Consider the following 15589-nt stretch of genomic DNA (forward strand, 5'->3'; position numbering starts at 1 on the left):
CTCCCCGGCTACTCGCGAGTCAAGGTCCTCGTACACCTGTTCATGCCCGCTGGGTGACGGATCGAACACTCAAAGTCACCGGAAGTCACGGTGAGTTTCCGGCCCGCCCGAGGGTGCCTCGCAGCTCGACGTGCGGCCCGGTGGACCGTTCCGTATCAGCCATTGATACGCGCGGACAGCGCTTCTCACGGGTCTGAGAGAATTGAGTACGTGATCTCCCGAATCGATCTGCGCGGCGATGCCCTCCCCGAGGGTCCCGCCCTGCGCGACCTGCTGCCCCGAGCCGACTTCGACGTCTCGGCCGCCCTTGAGAAGGTGCGTCCGATCTGCGAGGACGTGCATCATCGGGGCGACGCGGCGCTGATCGACTTCGCCGAACGGTTCGACGGCGTCAGGCTCGACCAGGTCCGCGTGCCGGCCGCGGCCCTCACCCGCGCCCTGGAGGAACTGGACCCGGCCGTGCGCGCCGCCCTGGAGGAGTCCGTCCGCCGCGCCCGTCTCGTGCACCGCGCCCAGCGCCGCACGACGCACACCACGCAGGTCGTCCCCGGCGGCTCCGTCACCGAGAAGTGGGTCCCGGTCGAGCGCGTCGGCCTGTACGCGCCCGGCGGCCGGTCGGTCTACCCGTCCTCCGTGGTCATGAACGTCGTGCCCGCCCAGGAGGCCGGCGTCGAGTCCATCGCGCTCGCCTCACCGGCGCAGGCCGAGTTCGGCGGACTGCCGCACCCGACGATCCTCGCCGCGTGCGCCCTGCTCGGCGTGGACGAGGTGTACGCGGCGGGCGGCGCCACCGCCGTCGCGATGTTCGCGTACGGCACCGAGTCCTGCCCCGCGGCCAACATGGTCACCGGGCCCGGCAACATCTGGGTCGCCGCCGCCAAGCGCTACTTCACCGGGAAGATCGGCATCGACGCCGAGGCCGGCCCCACCGAGATCGCGATCCTCGCGGACTCCACCGCCGACCCGGTGCACGTCGCCTCCGACCTGATCAGCCAGGCCGAGCACGACCCGCTGGCCGCCGCCGTCCTCGTCACCGACTCCGTCGAACTCGCGGACGCGGTCGAGAAGGAGCTGAAGCCGCAGGTCGCCGCCACCAGGCACGTCGACGACCGGATCGTGCCCGCCCTGGGCGGCAGGCAGTCCGCGATCGTGCTGGTCGACGGCATCGACGAGGGCCTGCGCGTGGTCGACGCCTACGGCGCGGAGCACCTGGAGATCCAGACCGAGCGGGCCGCCGAGACCGCCGGGCGCGTCAAGAACGCGGGCGCGATCTTCGTCGGCCCCTGGTCGCCCGTCTCCCTCGGCGACTACGCGGCCGGCTCCAACCACGTCCTGCCCACCGGCGGCTGCGCCTGCCACTCCTCCGGCCTGTCCGTGCAGTCCTTCCTGCGCGGCATCCACATCGTCGACTACACGAAGGACGCGCTGGCCGAGGTCGCGCACCACGTGGTGACGCTCGCGGAGGCCGAGGACCTGCCCGCGCACGGCGCGGCGATCAAGGCGAGGTTCGACTGGAAGGTGCCGGAGAGCAAGTGAACGTCCGGATCGACGATCTCCCCGTACGGGACGAGCTGCGCGGCAAGTCCCCCTACGGCGCGCCCCAGTTGGACGTCCCCGTACGGCTGAACACCAACGAGAACCCCTACCCGCTGCCCGAGCCGCTGGTCGAGCGGATCGCCGAGCGCGTCCGCGAGGCCGCCCGGCACCTCAACCGCTACCCCGACCGGGACGCCGTCGAGCTGCGCACCCGGCTCGCCGAGTACCTGACGGACACGGCCGGTCACGAGGTCGGCCCCGCCAACGTGTGGGCGGCCAACGGCTCCAACGAGGTCATCCAGCAGCTCCTGCAGGCCTTCGGCGGGCCCGGCCGCACCGCGATGGGGTTCGAGCCGTCGTACTCGATGCACGGCCTCATCGCGCGCGGCACCGGCACGGGCTGGATCTCCGGCCCGCGCGGTGAGGACTTCACGATCGACCTCGACGCGGCGCGCGCGGCCGTCGCCGAGCACCGGCCGGACGTCGTCTTCGTCACGACGCCCAACAACCCCACCGGCACGGCGGTGCCGCGCGAGACCGTCGTCGCGCTGTACGAGGCCGCGCAGGCCGCGAAGCCCTCCATGGTGATCGTGGACGAGGCCTACGTCGAGTTCAGCCACGGCGACTCCTTGCTGCCGCTCATCGAGGGCCGGCCGCACCTGGTCGTGTCCCGCACGATGTCGAAGGCGTTCGGCGCGGCGGGCCTGCGCCTCGGCTACCTCGCCGCGCACCCCGCCGTCGTGGACGCCGTGCAGCTCGTCCGGCTGCCCTACCACCTGTCGGCCGTCACCCAGGCGACCGCGCTGGCCGCCCTGGAGCACACCGACACCCTGCTCGGCTACGTCGAGCAGCTGAAGTCCGAACGGGACCGGCTGGTGGGCGAGTTGCTGGCCATCGGCTACGAAGTGACCGCGTCCGACGCCAACTTCGTCCAGTTCGGCCGCTTCGACGACGCGCACGAGGCCTGGCGGAAGATCCTCGACCGGGGCGTCCTGGTCCGGGACAACGGCGTATCGGGACGGCTGCGCGTCACCGCCGGCACCCCGGAGGAGAACGACGCGTTCCTCGACGCGGTCCGTGCACTGAAGAAGGAGCTGAACTCATGAGCCGCGTGGGTCGCGTGGAGCGCACCACCAAGGAGACCTCGGTCCTCGTCGAGATCGACCTCGACGGCACCGGGAAGACCGACATCGCCACCGGCGTCGGTTTCTACGACCACATGCTCGACCAGCTCGGCCGGCACGGTCTGTTCGACCTGACCGTGAAGACCGAGGGCGACCTGCACATCGACTCCCACCACACCATCGAGGACACCGCCCTCGCGCTGGGCGCCGCCTTCAAGCAGGCCCTCGGCGACAAGGTGGGCATCTACCGCTTCGGCAACTGCACGGTCCCGCTGGACGAGTCCCTCGCCCAGGTCACCGTCGACCTGTCCGGCCGCCCCTACCTCGTGCACACCGAGCCCGAGAAGATGGCGCCGATGATCGGCGAGTACGACACGACGATGACCCGGCACATCCTGGAGTCCTTCGTCGCCCAGGCCCAGATCGCGCTGCACGTGCACGTGCCCTACGGGCGCAACGCGCACCACATCGTGGAGTGCCAGTTCAAGGCCCTCGCCCGCGCCCTGCGCTACGCGTCCGAGCGCGACCCGCGTGCGGCCGGCATCCTGCCCTCCACGAAGGGCGCGCTGTGAACGGTCTGTCGACCCTGCTGATCTTCGTCGGGCTGTTCCTGCTGGGCGGCGTCATCTCGTTCGCCAAGCAGCAGATGCCCAAGAGCCTGATCGTGCTCCTCTCCATCGGTGCCGCGATGTGCCTCGTCGCGGGCGTCCTGAGGCTGGAGGTGTGGAATTGAGCGCCAAGAGCGTCGTCGTCTTCGACTACGGCTTCGGCAACGTCCGTTCCGCCGAGCGCGCCCTCGCCCGCGCGGGCGCCGACGTCGAGATCACCCGTGACTTCGACAGGGCGATGAACGCCGACGGGCTGCTGGTGCCCGGCGTCGGCGCGTTCGCCGCCTGCATGGACGGTCTGACCGAGGCGCGCGGCGACTGGATCGTGGACCGGCGGCTGTCCGGCGGGCGGCCCGTCATGGGCATCTGCGTCGGCATGCAGATCCTCTTCGCGCGCGGCATCGAGCACGGCGTGGAGGCCGAGGGTCTCGGCGAGTGGCCCGGCTCGGTCGAGCCGCTCCAGGCCGACGTCGTGCCCCACATGGGCTGGAACACCGTGGACGCGCCGGCCGACTCCCAGCTGTTCGCCGGCCTGGACGCGGACGCGCGGTTCTACTTCGTGCACTCCTACGCGGTGCACGACTGGAACCTGGAGACGCACAACCCGACCCTCGCCGCGCCCAAGGTCACCTGGACCACGCACGGCAAGCCCTTCGTGGCCGCCGTGGAGAACGGCGCCCTGTGGGCGACGCAGTTCCACCCCGAGAAGTCCGGCGACGCCGGTGCCCAGCTCCTCACCAACTGGATCGAGACCCTGTAGAGATGAGCAAGCTCGAACTCCTCCCCGCCGTCGACGTCCGCGACGGCCAGGCCGTCCGCCTCGTGCACGGCGAGTCCGGCACCGAGACCTCCTACGGCTCCCCGCTGGAGGCCGCCCTCGCCTGGCAGCGCGCGGGCGCCGAGTGGCTGCACCTCGTGGACCTGGACGCCGCGTTCGGCACCGGTGACAACCGCGCGCTGATCGCCGAGGTGACCGGGGCGATGGACATCAAGGTCGAGCTGTCGGGCGGCATCCGCGACGACGACACGCTCGCCGCCGCTCTCGCCACCGGCTGTACCCGCGTGAACCTCGGCACGGCCGCGCTGGAGACCCCCGAGTGGGTCGCCCGGGTCATCGCCGAGCACGGCGACAAGATCGCCGTCGGTCTCGACGTGCGCGGCACGACGCTGCGCGGCCGGGGCTGGACCCGCGACGGCGGCGACCTCTACGAGACGCTGGAGCGCCTCAACAAGGAGGGCTGCGCGCGCTACGTCGTCACCGACATCGCCAAGGACGGCACGCTTCAGGGCCCCAACCTGGAGCTGCTGAAGAACGTCTGCGCGGCCACCGACCGCCCGGTCGTCGCCTCCGGCGGGGTCTCCTCCCTGGACGACCTGCGTGCCATCGCCCGTCTCGTGCCGCTCGGCGTCGAGGGCGCGATCGTCGGAAAGGCCCTGTACGCCAAGGCGTTCACCCTGGAGGAGGCCCTGGAGGCGGTGGCCGAGTGAGCGACGTACGCCGCGTCACGACCGGAGCGCCCTGGGAGGAGACCTTCGGCTACTCCCGGGCGGTCGAGCTTCCCAACGGCCTGGTCCTGGTCGCCGGTTGCACCTCCGTGGTGGACGGCCAGATCGCCGGGGGCGATCCGTACGAGCAGACGGTCAACGCCTTCAACGTCGCCTTCGAGGCGCTGGGGCAGCTGGGCCTCGGCCGCGACGACGTCGTACGGACGCGCATGTACATCACCCACGCCCGGGACGTGGACGAGGTCGGGCGCGCCCACAAGGAGCTGTTCGACGCGATCCGCCCCGCCGCGTCCATGATCATCGTCTCCGGCTTCGTGGACCCCAGCCTGGTCGTCGAGGTCGAGGTGGAGGCCTTCCGCTCCGGCGGGGAACAGGGAGCGTCCGCATGACCCTGGCCGTACGAGTCATCCCCTGCCTGGACGTGGACAACGGCCGGGTCGTCAAGGGCGTCAACTTCCAGAACCTGCGCGACGCGGGCGACCCCGTCGAGATGGCCAAGGTGTACGACGCCGAGGGCGCCGACGAGCTGACGTTCCTCGACATCACCGCCTCGTCGGGGAACCGCGAGACGACCTACGACGTGGTGCGGCGCACCGCCGAACAGGTCTTCATCCCGCTCACGGTGGGCGGGGGCGTCCGCACCGCCGAGGACGTGGACAAGCTGCTGCGCGCGGGCGCCGACAAGGTGGGCGTCAACACGGCGGCGATCGCCCGCCCGGAGCTGATCCGCGAGATCGCCGAGCGCTTCGGCCGGCAGGTCCTGGTCCTGTCGGTGGACGCGCGGCGCACCGCCTCCGGCTCCTTCGAGGTCACCACGCACGGCGGCCGCAAGGGCACCGGCATCGACGCCGTCGAGTGGGCGCACCGGGCCGCCGAGCTGGGCGCGGGCGAGATCCTGCTCAACTCGATGGACGCCGACGGCACGAAGGACGGCTACGACCTGGAGATGATCGCCGCGGTCCGACGGCACGTGACCGTCCCGGTCATCGCCTCGGGCGGCGCCGGCAAACTCGCCGACTTCGCGCCGGCCGTCGACGCGGGCGCTGACGCGGTGCTCGCGGCGTCGGTGTTCCACTTCGGCGACCTGCGGATCGGCGAGGTGAAACAGGCCCTGCGCGAGGCCGGCCGACCGGTCAGGTAGCGACGTCACGGCGGAGCCCCGGCAGCGGAGAACGGCCGGGGCTTCTTCGTGCCTCTTCATGCCTCCAGACCCGGTCCGCGCCTGTTCAGATGCCGAGCTGCTTCGACTCGTGCAGTTTGGCGATCGCGTCCGCGTCGCCGTCCGTTTCCACCTTGGCGGCGCTCTGCCGGCCGTAGGCGAACAGCACCAGCTCCGACGGCTCGCCGGTCACCGTCACCACCGGCGTGCCCCGCCGGGCCACCGCCGTCTGCCCGTCCGGACGGCGCAGCACCAGCCCGGTCGGCACACCCCGGCCCATCAGCCGGGCCGTCCGCTCCAGGCGGGACCACAGCGCGTCCTGGAACACCGTGTCGAGCTCGCGCGGCGACCAGTCGGGCTGCGCCCGCCGCACGTCCTCCGTGTGGACGTAGAACTCGATCGTGTTCGACATCTCGTCGATCTGCTTGAGGGAGAACGGCGAGAAGCGGGGCGGCCCCGTACGGATCAGCTGGATCAGCTCCTCGTACGGCTTGGCCAGGAACTCCGCCGTCACCCGTTCCAGGCGCGGCGCGAGCTGCTTGACCAGGATGCCGCCCGCCGCGTCCGGACGGCGCTCGCGCACCACCACGTGCGCGGCCAGATCACGGGTCCGCCAGCCCTCGCACAGAGTCGGCGCGTCCGGGCCCGCGGTCTCCAGCAGGTCGGCGAGAAGAAGTCGTTCACGCTTCGCATGGGTCGACATGCCGCCAGCCTACGACCGCCCCCGGGGTCCGCACAGTGGACGCTCCGCGGGACACGTGCGCGCCGCGCGGCACAATGGCACCCATGACCAGCTCGTCCCCCCGGCCCAGCCGCCTCGACCCGGAGATCGCCGCGCGCCTCAAGCGCACCCCGGACGGCCTCCTGCCCGCCATCGCCCAGCAGTACGACACCGGAGAGGTGCTCATGCTCGGCTGGATGGACGACGAGGCCCTGCACCGCACCCTCACCACCGGCCGGTGCACCTACTGGTCCCGCAGCCGCCAGGAGTACTGGGTCAAGGGCGACACCTCCGGCCACGTCCAGCACGTCAAGTCCGTCGCGCTCGACTGCGACGCCGACACCCTGCTGGTCAGGGTCGACCAGACCGGCGCCGCCTGCCACACCGGCGCCCGCACCTGCTTCGACGCCGACGTGCTGCTGAAGGACGCCGGTTCCGGCGTCCCGGCCGACGATCAGTAAGGTCTGCCGCCATGGACCTCGAGACGTTCCGCAAGCTCGCCGTCGACCGCCGCGTCATCCCCGTCACCCGCAAGCTCCTCGCCGACGGCGACACCCCGGTCGGCCTCTACCGCAAGCTCGCCGCCGAGCGCCCCGGCACCTTCCTGCTGGAGTCCGCCGAGAACGGCCGCTCCTGGTCCCGCTACTCCTTCGTCGGCGTGCGCTCCGCCGGCACGCTCACGGAGCGGGACGGCGAGGTCCACTGGCTGGGCACCCCGCCCGTCGGCGTGCCCACCGACGGCGACCCGCTCGCCGCGCTGCGCGCCACCGTCGAGGCCCTGCACACCCCGCACCAGGAGGGCCTGCCGCCCTTCACCGGCGGCATGGTCGGCTACCTCGGCTACGACATCGTGCGCCGCCTGGAGAAGATCGGCCCCGGCGAGCGCGACGACCTGAAACTGCCCGAGCTGACCATGCTCCTCACCAGCGACCTCGCCGTGATGGACCACTGGGAGGGCTCGGTCCTGCTGATCGCCAACGCGATCAACCACAACGACCTGGAGACCGGCGTCGACGAGGCGTACGCGGACGCCGTGGCCCGCCTCGACGCCATGGAGGCCGACCTCTCCCGGCCGGTCGCCCAGCCCCCGGCCGTCCTGCCGCCCTCCGAACTCCCCGAGTACACCGCGCTGTGGGGCGGCCCCGACTACCAGCGGGCCGTCGACGACATCAAGGAGCGCATCCGCGCGGGCGAGGCCTTCCAGGTCGTCCCCTCGCAGCGCTTCGAGACGCCGTGCACCGCGAGCGCCCTCGACGTCTACCGCGTCCTGAGGGCCACCAACCCCTCGCCGTACATGTACCTGTTCCGGTTCCCCACCGGGGACGGCGAGGCGTTCGACGTCGTCGGCTCGTCGCCCGAGGCGCTGGTGAAGGTCGAGGACGGGCGGGCCATGGTGCACCCCATCGCCGGCACCCGGCACCGCGGCGCCACCCCGCAGGAGGACCAGGCCCTCGCCGAGGAACTCCTCGCCGACCCCAAGGAACGCGCCGAGCACCTCATGCTGGTCGACCTCGGCCGCAACGACCTCGGACGGGTCTGCGAGCCCGGCTCCGTCGAGGTCGTCGACTTCATGTCCGTCGAGCGGTACTCGCACGTCATGCACATCGTGTCGACCGTCACCGGGCGCGTGGCCCGGGGCCGCACCGCCTTCGACGTCCTCACCGCCTGCTTCCCCGCCGGCACCCTCTCCGGCGCGCCCAAGCCGCGCGCCATGCAGATCATCGACGAACTCGAACCGTCCCGGCGCGGCCTGTACGGCGGCTGCGTCGGCTACCTCGACTTCGCGGGCGACTCCGACACCGCCATCGCCATCCGCACCGCCCTGCTGCGCGACGGCACCGCCTACGTCCAGGCCGGCGCGGGCGTCGTCGCCGACTCCGACCCGGTCGCCGAGGACACCGAGTGCCGCAACAAGGCCGCCGCCGTGCTGCGCGCCGTGCACACCGCGAACCGGCTCGGACAGTAGGACGGGCCTCACGTGAACCCCGGGTGACGTATCGCCCGGGGTTCAGGCGATAGTGGAGTACGTGACTGCTGCACCGCACCCCCTCCCCGAGGCCGCAGGACCCGCGCGGGCCGGCCGCCGGAGCCTCGCCGCCGCCCTGCTCAGCGGGGCGCTCGGCGCGGCCGTCGTCCTGCTGGCCACCCGACAGCGCTGGGCGGAGGGCACCGCGACCGTGGCCGGCGGCGAGTTCCCGCTGACCGCGAAGGGCAGCGACGTCACCGGCGTCCCCGCCGCGCTCGCCATAGTGGGCCTCGCCGCGCTCGTCGCCGTCTTCGCCGTCCGCCGCGCCGGCCGCGTCGCCGTAGCCGCCCTGCTCGCCCTGTGCGGCGCCGGCACGATCACCGCCGCCCTGCTCGGCGCCTCCGACAGCGCCGCCCTCGACGCCAAGGCCGCCGAGGCGTCCGGCGACACCTCCGCCACCGTCTACGCCCTCAGCCACACCGGCTGGCCGTACGTCGCGGTCGCCGGCGGCGTCCTGATCCTGCTCGCCGGGCTCCTCGCGCTGCGCTACGGCCGGCTGTGGCCCGCCATGTCCGGCCGCTACGAACGCGGCACCCCCCGGCCCGGCCGCCGCGCCGCACCCGACGGCGACACCGACCGCCCCGAGGACATGTGGAAGGCCCTCGACCGGGGCGAGGACCCCACCGGAGCCTGATCGCGGCGTGCGCCACGCGCGCGTGGCGCACCCCCGCTCACGGCACGCGCACGCGTGCGGGACAATGAGCCCGAGCATCCTGCTCAGACACGTACACAGCAACGAGGAGCAAGCAATGGCGGGCAGCAGCCACGGTCACACCCCGGCCGCCTGGACCGGTGTCATCATCGCCTTCATCGGTTTCTGCGTCTCGGGCGCGTTCATGGTGATGGCGGTGCCTGCTGGCTTCTGGGCCGGCATGGTCATCGTGCTGATCGGCGGCGTCATCGGCGGCCTCATGAGCAAGGCCGGCCTCGGCCAGCCGCGCAACGCCCGCACCGCGCGCAAGGCCACGCAGGAGCGCGAGCCGGCCGGCGCCTGAGCGGAACCCGTACGACCTCGCCGAGGGGCGGACCCGACCCGGGACCGCCCCTCACGCGCGTCCGGGCCCGGCTCGGGGCACAATGCGAGGCGTGGAAGCCGACAGCCCGCGCACGGACGTCCAGCCCCCGCCCCCGGGCTCGTCGCCCCCGCGCTCCCTGCCGCGCCGGCTCGCCGCGCCCGCCGCCGCCCTCGCGGCCGTCGCGGGCGCCTTCGCCTACGTCGGCGCCGTCGACCCCAACGAGCCCGGTCACTACCCGGCCTGCCCGCTGCTCCGGCTCACCGGCGTCTACTGCCCCGGCTGCGGAGGGCTGCGCAGCGCGCACGCCGTCGTCCACGGCGATCTCGCGGCGGCGCTCCAGGCCAACGCGCTCGCCGTCGCCGGCTATCTGATCTGCGCCGCGCTGTGGACCGTCTGGGTGGTCCGCGCGGCACGCGGCCGGCCCGTGCGGTTCGAACTGGGGCCGGCCCACCTCTGGGCCGCGGGGACGTTGCTGCTGGTCTTCACGGTGGTTCGCAACCTGCCGTTCGGCGGCTGGCTGCACCCCTGACCGGGCGCCGGAATGTCCAGGTTGTGGGACCGGCCTCCACCGGATGCGGGACCGGGGCCGCCCTGCGGATACCATCGCAATGACCACCGCTTTCGCCCAGCGGTTCGCCCGGGGAGGCGAGGACGGTGGCGCAAGCCCACCGTTTGACAGTCCACCGTCTGGAAGGGGGCCGCTCGCGTGAGTGTGCTCGACGAGATCATCGACGGAGTCCGTGCCGACCTCGCGGAGCGGCAGGCGCGCGTCAGCCTCGACGAGCTCAAGGAGCGCGCGGCGAAGGCACCCGCTGCCAAGGACGGCGCGGCCGCCCTGCGCGGCGACGGCGTCAAGGTCATCTGCGAGGTGAAACGGTCCAGCCCCTCCAAGGGAGCGCTGGCCGCCATCGCCGACCCCGCCGGGCTCGCCGCCGACTACGAGGCGGGCGGCGCGGCCGTCATCTCCGTCCTCACCGAGCAGCGCCGCTTCGGCGGCTCGCTGGCCGACCTGGAGGCGGTCCGCGCGCGCGTGGACATCCCCGTGCTGCGCAAGGACTTCATCGTCACGTCGTACCAGCTGTGGGAGGCACGCGCGTACGGCGCCGACCTCGCCCTGCTGATCGTCGCGGCCCTCGACCAGTCCGCCCTGGAGTCCCTCATCGAGCGCGCCGAGTCCATCGGGCTCACCCCGCTCGTCGAGGTGCACGACGAGGAGGAGGTCGACCGCGCGGTCGACGCGGGCGCCAAGGTCATCGGCGTCAACGCGCGCAACCTGAAGACCCTGGAGGTCGACCGCGGCGTCTTCGAGCGGGTCGCCCCGGAGATCCCCGCCCACATCGTCAAGGTCGCCGAGTCCGGCGTCCGCGGCCCGCACGACCTCATCGCGTACGCCAACGCCGGCGCCGACGCCGTCCTGGTCGGCGAGTCCCTCGTCACCGGCCGCGACCCCAAGGCGGCGGTGGCCGACCTGGTGGCGGCGGGCGAACACCCGGCACTGCGCCACGGCCGCGGCTGACACTCGCTAGGCTTCCCCCGATGACGCTCACCATGACCACTGTGGACCGGCACGCCCGCCTCGCGCGCGGCTGCCGCCCCCGAGGCTGCCGCGCGCCCGCCCGCCGGGTGCACGGCCGCAGGGTCAGGTACGTCATCGGTGACGAACCGGGCCAGGTGAACGGCAGGCGATGGCAGCGCGCCCCATAGGGGCGCGGGGACGGCGCGACAAGCCACAGACAGCCGGCAGCCGACCGAAAAGCCCGCCCCCACGGCGAACAGTGTCTTTTCCACGCACTCACCGTGAGGTAGTAACCGCATGCCCAGCGACTTCTTCATCCCCGACCCGGAGGGTCAAGTCCCCAGCGCCGAAGGCTACTTCGGCGCGTTCGGCGGCAAGTTCATCCCGGAGGCCCTCGTCGCCGCCGTGGACGAGGTGGCCGTCGAGTACGACAAGGCCAAGGCCGACCCCGAGTTCGCCCGCGAGCTCGACGACCTGCTGATCAACTACACCGGCCGGCCGAGCGCCCTCACCGAGGTGCCCCGGTTCGCCGAGCACGCCGGCGGAGCCCGCGTCTTCCTCAAGCGCGAAGACCTCAACCACACCGGCAGCCACAAGATCAACAATGTGCTCGGCCAGGCCCTGCTGACCAAGCGCATGGGCAAGACCCGCGTCATCGCCGAGACCGGCGCCGGTCAGCACGGCGTCGCCACGGCGACCGCCTGTGCCCTGTTCGGCCTCGAGTGCACCATCTACATGGGCGAGATCGACACCCAGCGGCAGGCGCTCAACGTCGCCCGCATGCGCATGCTGGGCGCCGAGGTCGTCGCCGTGAAGTCCGGCAGCCGCACCCTCAAGGACGCCATCAACGAGGCGTTCCGCGACTGGGTCGCCAACGTCGACCGCACGCACTACCTGTTCGGCACCGTCGCCGGGCCCCACCCCTTCCCGGCGATGGTCCGCGACTTCCACCGCGTCATCGGCGTCGAGGCCCGCCGCCAGCTCCTGGAGCGCGCCGGACGGCTGCCCGACGCCGCGGTCGCCTGCGTCGGCGGCGGCTCCAACGCGATCGGCCTGTTCCACGCCTTCATCCCCGACGAGGGCGTCCGCCTGATCGGCTGCGAGCCCGCCGGGCACGGCATCGAGACCGGCGAGCACGCCGCGACCCTCACCGCCGGCGAGCCCGGCATCCTGCACGGCTCCCGCTCCTACGTCCTCCAGGACGACGAGGGCCAGATCACCGAGCCGTACTCGATCTCGGCCGGCCTGGACTACCCGGGCATCGGGCCCGAGCACTCCTACCTGAAGGACACCGGCCGCGGCGAGTACCGCGCGGTCACCGACGACGCCGCCATGCAGGCGCTGCGCCTGCTGTCGCGGACCGAGGGCATCATCCCCGCCATCGAGAGCGCGCACGCCCTGGCCGGCGCCCTGGAGGTCGGCCGGGAACTCGGCAAGGACGGGCTGATCGTGGTCAACCTGTCCGGGCGCGGCGACAAGGACATGGACACCGCCGCGCGCTACTTCGGGCTGTACGACACCGACGCCGAAGTGGCCGCCGACGCGGCCGACACCGCCGAGATCGAGGGGGACGCCAAGTGAGCGGGAACATCCGGCTGCTGACCGACACCCTCGCCGCGGCGAAGGCCGAGGGGCGTTCGGCGCTCATCGCCTACCTGCCCGCCGGTTTCCCGACCGTCGACGGCGGCATCGAGGCCGTCAAGGCGGCGCTGGACGGCGGCGCGGACGTCGTCGAGGTCGGCCTGCCGCACAGCGACCCGGTCCTCGACGGGCCCGTCATCCAGACCGCCGACGACATCGCCCTGCGCGGCGGCGTGCGGATCGCCGACGTGATGCGGACGGTGCGCGAGGCCCACGCGGCCACCGGCAAGCCGATCCTCGTCATGACCTACTGGAACCCCATCGACCGCTACGGCGTCGAGCGGTTCACCGCCGAGCTCGCCGAGGCGGGCGGCGCGGGCTGCATCCTGCCCGACCTGCCCGTCCAGGAGTCGGCGCTGTGGCGGGAGCACGCCGAGAAGCACGGGCTCGCCACGGTCTTCGTGGTCGCGCCCAGCAGCAAGGACGAGCGGCTCGCGAAGATCACCGCCGCCGGCAGCGGCTTCGTCTACGCCGCCTCGCTCATGGGCGTCACGGGCACCCGCGAGACGGTCAGCTCGCAGGCCCAGGACCTGGTGCGGCGCACGCGTGCCACCACCGACCTGCCCGTCTGCGTCGGCCTCGGCGTCTCCACCCCCGCCCAGGCCGCCGAGGTCGCCCGCTTCGCCGACGGCGTCATCGTCGGCTCGGCGTTCGTGAAGCGGATGCTGGACGCGCCCGACGACGCGGCCGGTGTCGAGGGCGTCCGCGCGCTCGCCGGCGACCTCGCGAAGGGCGTGCGCGGACAGGCGTAGAACGGGCGCCGACAGGCGGAAATGTCATACAGGTCCCTCGTACGGGTGGACCTGGGGCCGGGGAGGCGCGGTGCGCCTCCCCGGTTCGTTCTGCGGGGTGTGAGCGAGAAGAACCGAGAGGCAAAGCGGACCGCCCGGGAGCGGCTGGCGGTCGAGCGCGAGAAGCAGAAGGCCGCCGAGAAGCGACGGCGGGCGCTCATCGTGGGCGCCGCCGTGGTCGGCGTCCTGGGACTGGCGGCGGTGATCGGCGTCGTCGCGGCGAACGCGGGCAAGGACGACGGCAGCGAGTCGGCGGGCCCGGTGGTGGCGCCGTCCGGGGCGCAGGGCAAGGACGGCCTCGCCCTCCCGGTCGGCAAGGAGAGCGCCAAGTCGACGCTCACCATCTGGGAGGACTTCCGTTGCCCGGCGTGCAAGGGATTCGAGCAGGCGTACCGCTCGACGATCCACGAGCTGACGGCCGCCGGCCAACTGAAGGTGGAATACCACCTGGCCACGATCATCGACGGCAACATGGGCGGGTCCGGCTCCCGCACGGCGGCCAACGCGGCGGCGTGCGCGCAGGACGCCGGCAAGTTCACCGAGTACCACGACGTGCTCTACGACGCCCAGCCGCAGGAGGCCGACGACGCCTTCGCGGACAACGCCAGACTGCTGGAACTGGCGGGCAAGGTGGACGGCCTGGACACGGCCGAGTTCCGCAAGTGCGTCGAGGACGGCACGCACAACAGCTGGGTCGCCAAGTCCAACGAGGCGTTCTCCAAGGGCGGTTTCACGGGCACCCCGACCGTGCTGCTCAACGGCAAGAACATCTACCAGGACCAGACGATGACGCCGGCGAAGCTGAAGCAGATGGTCCAGGCCGCCGCCGGGGGATGACGGGCGATTCGTCCCCGCCCGTTATGGAGCCGTAGCCGGTCCGGCCGCCGACGGCGCGGTCCGGCACGGTAGCGTCGACCCTGCCATGGAACTTGCCTACATTCCCAGCCCGTCGCGCGGGGTGCTGTACCTCGGCCCCGTTCCGCTGCGCGGCTACGCGTTCTGCATCATCATCGGTGTCTTCATCGCCGTCTGGCTCGGCGGCAGGCGCTGGGTCGCCCGCGGCGGCCGGGTCGGCACGGTTGCGGACATCGCGGTCTGGGCCGTGCCGTTCGGCCTGGTCGGCGGCCGGCTCTACCACGTGATCACGGACTACCAGCTGTACTTCAGCGAGGGCCGTGACTGGGTGGACGCCTTCAAGATCTGGGAGGGCGGCCTCGGCATCTGGGGGGCGATCGCGCTCGGCGCCGTCGGCGCCTGGATCGGCTGCCGGCGCCGCGGCATCCCGCTCCCGGCCTACGCCGACGCCGTCGCCCCGGGCATCGCGCTCGCCCAGGCCCTCGGGCGCTGGGGCAACTGGTTCAACCAGGAGCTGTACGGCAAGGCGACCGACCTGCCGTGGGCCGTGGAGATCACGTCGTCGGCGGACGGCCGGGTGCCGGGCACCTACCACCCGACGTTCCTGTACGAGTCGCTGTGGTGCATCGGTGTCGCGCTGCTCGTCATCTGGGCCGACCGCCGCTTCCGGCTCGGCCACGGCCGGGCGTTCGCGCTGTACGTCGCCGCGTACTGCGCCGGCCGGTTCTGGATCGAGTACATGCGCGTCGACGACGCCCACCACATCCTGGGCCTGCGGCTGAACAACTGGACCGCGCTGCTGGTCTTCCTGCTCGCGGTGCTCTACATCGTCGTGTCGGCGAAGAAGCGCCCGGGCCGCGAGACCGTGGTCGAGCCGGCGGCCGAGAGCCCGGACGGCGACAGCGAGGGCTCGGCCACCGAGTCCGAGAAGACCGAGGCGGAGCCGAAGGACGAGGCGGAAGCCGACGCCGCGGACACGGACGACGCGGACGACGAGAAGGCCGCCAAGGACGAGGCCGAGGCCGAGCCGACGAAGAACTCGTAACGCCTGGCTGTACGACCACGAGGGCGCCCGGAGAGATCCGGGCGC

The 15589-nt window shown here is 72.4% G+C and carries 20 protein-coding genes; 19 read left to right on the plus strand and 1 reads right to left on the minus strand.

Going from position 1 to position 15589, the window contains the following annotated elements:
• The first annotated feature begins 210 nt into the window (after window positions 1–210).
• Genes hisD through hisF form a run of 8 tightly spaced genes read left to right on the plus strand, consistent with a single transcriptional unit; the run spans window position 211 to window position 5915 of the window.
• The gene (gene hisD / locus ACZ7D7_RS11960) at window positions 211–1536 is read left to right on the plus strand and encodes a histidinol dehydrogenase (protein WP_470823938.1); all 1326 of its coding nucleotides are present in this window, start codon (window positions 211–213) and stop codon (window positions 1534–1536) included.
• Window positions 1533–2642, plus strand: coding sequence for a histidinol-phosphate transaminase (locus tag ACZ7D7_RS11965; RefSeq protein WP_470823939.1), 1110 nt, complete (start codon window positions 1533–1535; stop codon window positions 2640–2642). Before hisD ends, ACZ7D7_RS11965 begins: the two co-directional genes overlap by 4 nt.
• The gene (gene hisB, locus ACZ7D7_RS11970) at window positions 2639–3232 is read left to right on the plus strand and encodes an imidazoleglycerol-phosphate dehydratase HisB (RefSeq protein ID WP_053129260.1); all 594 of its coding nucleotides are present in this window, start codon (window positions 2639–2641) and stop codon (window positions 3230–3232) included. Before ACZ7D7_RS11965 ends, hisB begins: the two co-directional genes overlap by 4 nt.
• A complete protein-coding gene (locus tag ACZ7D7_RS11975) occupies window positions 3229–3393 on the plus strand; it encodes a hypothetical protein (protein WP_470823940.1) in 165 nt (54 codons plus the stop codon). The genes hisB and ACZ7D7_RS11975 overlap by 4 nt, the downstream gene beginning before the upstream one ends.
• Window positions 3390–4028, plus strand: coding sequence for an imidazole glycerol phosphate synthase subunit HisH (gene hisH / locus ACZ7D7_RS11980; protein WP_470823941.1), 639 nt, complete (start codon window positions 3390–3392; stop codon window positions 4026–4028). The genes ACZ7D7_RS11975 and hisH overlap by 4 nt, the downstream gene beginning before the upstream one ends.
• 2 nt (window positions 4029–4030) lie before the next feature.
• Entirely contained in the window at window positions 4031–4756 is a 726-nt protein-coding gene (priA, locus tag ACZ7D7_RS11985) for a bifunctional 1-(5-phosphoribosyl)-5-((5-phosphoribosylamino)methylideneamino)imidazole-4-carboxamide isomerase/phosphoribosylanthranilate isomerase PriA (protein ID WP_470823942.1), read from the plus strand.
• Window positions 4753–5163, plus strand: coding sequence for a RidA family protein (locus ACZ7D7_RS11990; RefSeq protein WP_470823943.1), 411 nt, complete (start codon window positions 4753–4755; stop codon window positions 5161–5163). The genes priA and ACZ7D7_RS11990 overlap by 4 nt, the downstream gene beginning before the upstream one ends.
• Window positions 5160–5915 carry an imidazole glycerol phosphate synthase subunit HisF gene (hisF, locus tag ACZ7D7_RS11995; RefSeq protein ID WP_470823944.1) on the plus strand — a complete coding sequence of 252 codons (756 nt, stop codon included), beginning with the start codon at window positions 5160–5162 and terminating at the stop codon, window positions 5913–5915. The genes ACZ7D7_RS11990 and hisF overlap by 4 nt, the downstream gene beginning before the upstream one ends.
• A gap of 85 nt (window positions 5916–6000) precedes the next feature.
• Here hisF and ACZ7D7_RS12000 read toward each other — a convergent pair whose 3' ends face one another.
• Window positions 6001–6636 carry a TIGR03085 family metal-binding protein gene (locus ACZ7D7_RS12000; RefSeq protein ID WP_470823945.1) on the minus strand — a complete coding sequence of 212 codons (636 nt, stop codon included), beginning with the start codon at window positions 6634–6636 and terminating at the stop codon, window positions 6001–6003.
• 74 nt (window positions 6637–6710) lie between these two features.
• On the opposite strand from ACZ7D7_RS12000, the gene hisI reads away from it, so the two are divergent.
• The 11 genes from hisI to lgt all read left to right on the plus strand — a co-directional run bounded on the left by hisI (window position 6711) and on the right by lgt (window position 15544).
• Entirely contained in the window at window positions 6711–7115 is a 405-nt protein-coding gene (hisI, locus tag ACZ7D7_RS12005) for a phosphoribosyl-AMP cyclohydrolase (RefSeq protein ID WP_470823946.1), read from the plus strand.
• Window positions 7116–7126: 11 nt separating this feature from the next.
• Window positions 7127–8620, plus strand: coding sequence for an anthranilate synthase component I (locus ACZ7D7_RS12010; RefSeq protein WP_470823947.1), 1494 nt, complete (start codon window positions 7127–7129; stop codon window positions 8618–8620).
• Between the two features lie 52 nt (window positions 8621–8672).
• On the plus strand, window positions 8673–9314 hold the full coding sequence (locus ACZ7D7_RS12015; protein WP_470823948.1) for a TIGR02234 family membrane protein: 642 nt from the start codon (window positions 8673–8675) through the stop codon (window positions 9312–9314).
• Window positions 9315–9429: 115 nt separating this feature from the next.
• A complete protein-coding gene (locus tag ACZ7D7_RS12020) occupies window positions 9430–9675 on the plus strand; it encodes an HGxxPAAW family protein (protein ID WP_470823949.1) in 246 nt (81 codons plus the stop codon).
• Between the two features lie 82 nt (window positions 9676–9757).
• Window positions 9758–10225 carry a DUF2752 domain-containing protein gene (locus ACZ7D7_RS12025; protein WP_470823950.1) on the plus strand — a complete coding sequence of 156 codons (468 nt, stop codon included), beginning with the start codon at window positions 9758–9760 and terminating at the stop codon, window positions 10223–10225.
• Between the two features lie 177 nt (window positions 10226–10402).
• A complete protein-coding gene (trpC, locus tag ACZ7D7_RS12030; protein WP_470823952.1) occupies window positions 10403–11212 on the plus strand; it encodes an indole-3-glycerol phosphate synthase TrpC in 810 nt (269 codons plus the stop codon).
• A gap of 20 nt (window positions 11213–11232) precedes the next feature.
• Window positions 11233–11400 carry a tryptophan biosynthesis modulator TrpM gene (trpM, locus tag ACZ7D7_RS12035; protein WP_285513169.1) on the plus strand — a complete coding sequence of 56 codons (168 nt, stop codon included), beginning with the start codon at window positions 11233–11235 and terminating at the stop codon, window positions 11398–11400.
• 109 nt (window positions 11401–11509) lie between these two features.
• Window positions 11510–12793, plus strand: coding sequence for a tryptophan synthase subunit beta (gene trpB / locus ACZ7D7_RS12040; protein ID WP_470823954.1), 1284 nt, complete (start codon window positions 11510–11512; stop codon window positions 12791–12793).
• Complete coding sequence (gene trpA, locus ACZ7D7_RS12045; protein ID WP_470823955.1) at window positions 12790–13605, plus strand: tryptophan synthase subunit alpha; 816 nt, start codon at window positions 12790–12792, stop codon at window positions 13603–13605. The genes trpB and trpA overlap by 4 nt, the downstream gene beginning before the upstream one ends.
• 99 nt (window positions 13606–13704) lie before the next feature.
• Entirely contained in the window at window positions 13705–14481 is a 777-nt protein-coding gene (locus tag ACZ7D7_RS12050; RefSeq protein WP_470823956.1) for a DsbA family protein, read from the plus strand.
• Between the two features lie 85 nt (window positions 14482–14566).
• Window positions 14567–15544, plus strand: a complete 978-nt coding sequence (gene lgt / locus ACZ7D7_RS12055) for a prolipoprotein diacylglyceryl transferase (protein WP_470823957.1) — start codon at window positions 14567–14569, stop codon at window positions 15542–15544.
• The last annotated feature ends 45 nt before the right edge of the window (window positions 15545–15589 follow it).

The organism is Streptomyces sp. NPDC037054 (genome assembly GCF_055606745.1).